The sequence below is a fragment of the Leucobacter sp. M11 genome (genome assembly GCF_035726885.1).
Taxonomy (GTDB): domain Bacteria; phylum Actinomycetota; class Actinomycetes; order Actinomycetales; family Microbacteriaceae; genus JAPFRB01.
In genome coordinates, this window is sequence record NZ_JAPFRB010000004.1 from 271522 (window position 1) to 273730 (window position 2209).

Genomic DNA, 2209 nt, shown 5'->3' on the forward strand with positions numbered 1-2209 from the left:
GTCGCGCCCGGGTGGATCTCGATGCCCGTGAAGAAACGGGTGAGCTGGGAGAGCAGCCGGGGCAGGGTGCGCAGGCCCCGCCGCCAGAGGCCGTGGCTGGCCCGGTGCCACCACACGGCGTGCAGGCCCGAGTACACGAGGAAGATCTCCAGGGAGCCCCGGGCCGCGGGGTCGCGGAGCTTCGCGGCGGCGATATCCTCGCGCACTCGGGCAAACAGCGACAAGCTAGTCCTTCAGGTCTTCGTACAGCGCGGTGGAGAGGTATCGCTCGCCGAAGTCCGGCACGATGACGACGACGGTCTTCCCCGCGTTCTCGGGGCGCTTGGCCACCTCGAGCGCGGCGTGCACCGCGGCCCCGGAGGAGATCCCGGCGAGGATGCCCTCCTGCGCGGCCAGGGCGCGCGCGGTGCGCAGGGAGTCCTCCAGGGTCACATCGAAGACCTCGTCGTAGACCTCGGTGTCCAGGACCTCCGGCACGAAGTTCGCGCCGATGCCCTGGATCTTGTGCGGGCCCGCCTTCCCCTCGCTGAGCAGGGGGGAGTCGATGGGCTCGACGGCGACGACGCTCAGGCCGGGCTTCTTTTCCTTCAGCGCCTGGCCGATGCCGGTGATCGTGCCGCCGGTGCCGATGCCGGCGACGACGATGTCCACGGCGCCGTCCGTGTCGGCCCAGATCTCCTCGGCGGTCGTCGCCCGGTGGATCGCGGGGTTCGCGGGGTTCTGGAACTGGCGTGCGAGCACGGCGCCGGGGGTCTCGGCGGCGAGCTGCTCGGCCTTCTCGACCGCGCCGCGCATGCCGAGGGGGCCCTCGGTGAGCACGATCTCGGCCCCGTAGGCGCGCGCGAGCAGGCGGCGCTCGACGCTCATGGTCTCGGGCATCGTGAGGATCACGCGGTAGCCGCGGGCCGCGCCGACGAGGGCGAGGGCGATGCCGGTGTTGCCGCTGGTCGCCTCGATGATGGTGCCTCCGGCGGCGAGCTCGCCGCTTTGCTCGGCGGCGTCAACGATCGCGATGCCGAGGCGGTCCTTGACGCTGCCGCCCGGGTTGTAGAATTCGAGCTTGGCGAGCACCGTGGCGGCGCTGCCCTCGGTGACGCGGTTCAGCCGAACCAGGGGGGTGTTGCCGAAGGCTTGGGTAATGTTGTCGAATGTGCGTGTCATAGTGTCTCAAATCCGTGAGCGTGCATCTGGCCGATGGTCGGGGCGTCCTCGTGCGAGGCCGCCCATGCCAACAGGTTATCCCTGCCATTAGCCTAACTTACGCTTTGTTACCGACCGCTTCGAGTCCAGACGGCTTCGAGCCCAGACCCGTTTTCTCGTATCCCCGTTTCTCTCGAATCTCAGACCTGCTCTGTTGCAGAGCAATCCCGAAAGGCCAGGTGGGCCGTGCCCGTCGATCTTCGCTCCCTGCTCCGCTCCGCCAGCGAGCGCCTCGCCGCGGCGGGCGTGCCCGATCCGGAGGTGGACGCCGAGCTGATCCTGGCCCATCACCTCGGGGTGAGCCGGGGGCGGGTGCAGGCGCTCGCCGTGATGGGGGAGCGCATTGGGGACCCGCAGGCCGAGGCCGCGCAGGCGATGATCGCGAAGCGGGCCGAGCGGGTGCCGCTGCAGCACCTTACGGGGCAGGCCCCGTTCCGGTCGATGCAGCTGCGGGTCGGGCCCGGGGTGTTCGTGCCGCGGCCCGAGACCGAGGGCGTCGTCCAGTTCGCGATCGATGCGCTGGAGGCGAGCCCGCTGCCGGAGCCCGTCGCGGTTGACCTCGGCACGGGCAGCGGGGCCATCGCGCTCGCGATGGCCACGGAGGTGCCCCGGGCTCGCGTCTTCGCGGTCGAGAAGAGCCCGGAGGCCCGGGTCTGGACCGAGCGAAACATCGCGGAGCAGGGGGCCGAGAACCTGACGTTGCTCGCGGGGGAGTTGCAGGAGCTGCTGCCCGGCGCAGGTGGCGGGCACAGCGCGGGTGGCGGGCACAGCGCGGTCGCCGAGGCGCTTGCGCCCTACGCGGGCAAGCTCCAGGTGCTCATCTCGAACCCGCCCTATGTCCCGGACGCCGCGATCCCGCGCGACCCCGAGGTTCGCTTGCACGACCCGGCGCTGGCCCTCTACGGCGGGGAAGACGGGCTCGACATCATCCGCGACATCAGCAAGATCGGGCTCCGCTTTGTCGCGCCGGGGGGCCTGCTCGTGCTGGAACACGGCGAGCTCCAGGGGG

At 70.9% G+C, this 2209-nt stretch carries 3 protein-coding genes; 1 reads left to right on the forward strand and 2 read right to left on the reverse strand.

Going from position 1 to position 2209, the window contains the following annotated elements:
• Window positions 1-224 (reverse strand): serine O-acetyltransferase (locus OOT08_RS13320; protein ID WP_442916251.1); only part of this gene is annotated, 224 nt, incomplete at its 3' end.
• Window position 225: 1 nt separating this feature from the next.
• On the reverse strand, window positions 226-1161 hold the full coding sequence (cysK, locus tag OOT08_RS13325; protein WP_325093239.1) for a cysteine synthase A: 936 nt from the start codon (window positions 1159-1161) through the stop codon (window positions 226-228).
• 225 nt (window positions 1162-1386) lie between these two features.
• On the opposite strand from cysK, the gene OOT08_RS13330 reads away from it, so the two are divergent.
• A partial coding sequence (locus OOT08_RS13330; protein ID WP_325093240.1) for a N5-glutamine methyltransferase family protein occupies window positions 1387-2209 on the forward strand: 823 nt, incomplete at its 3' end.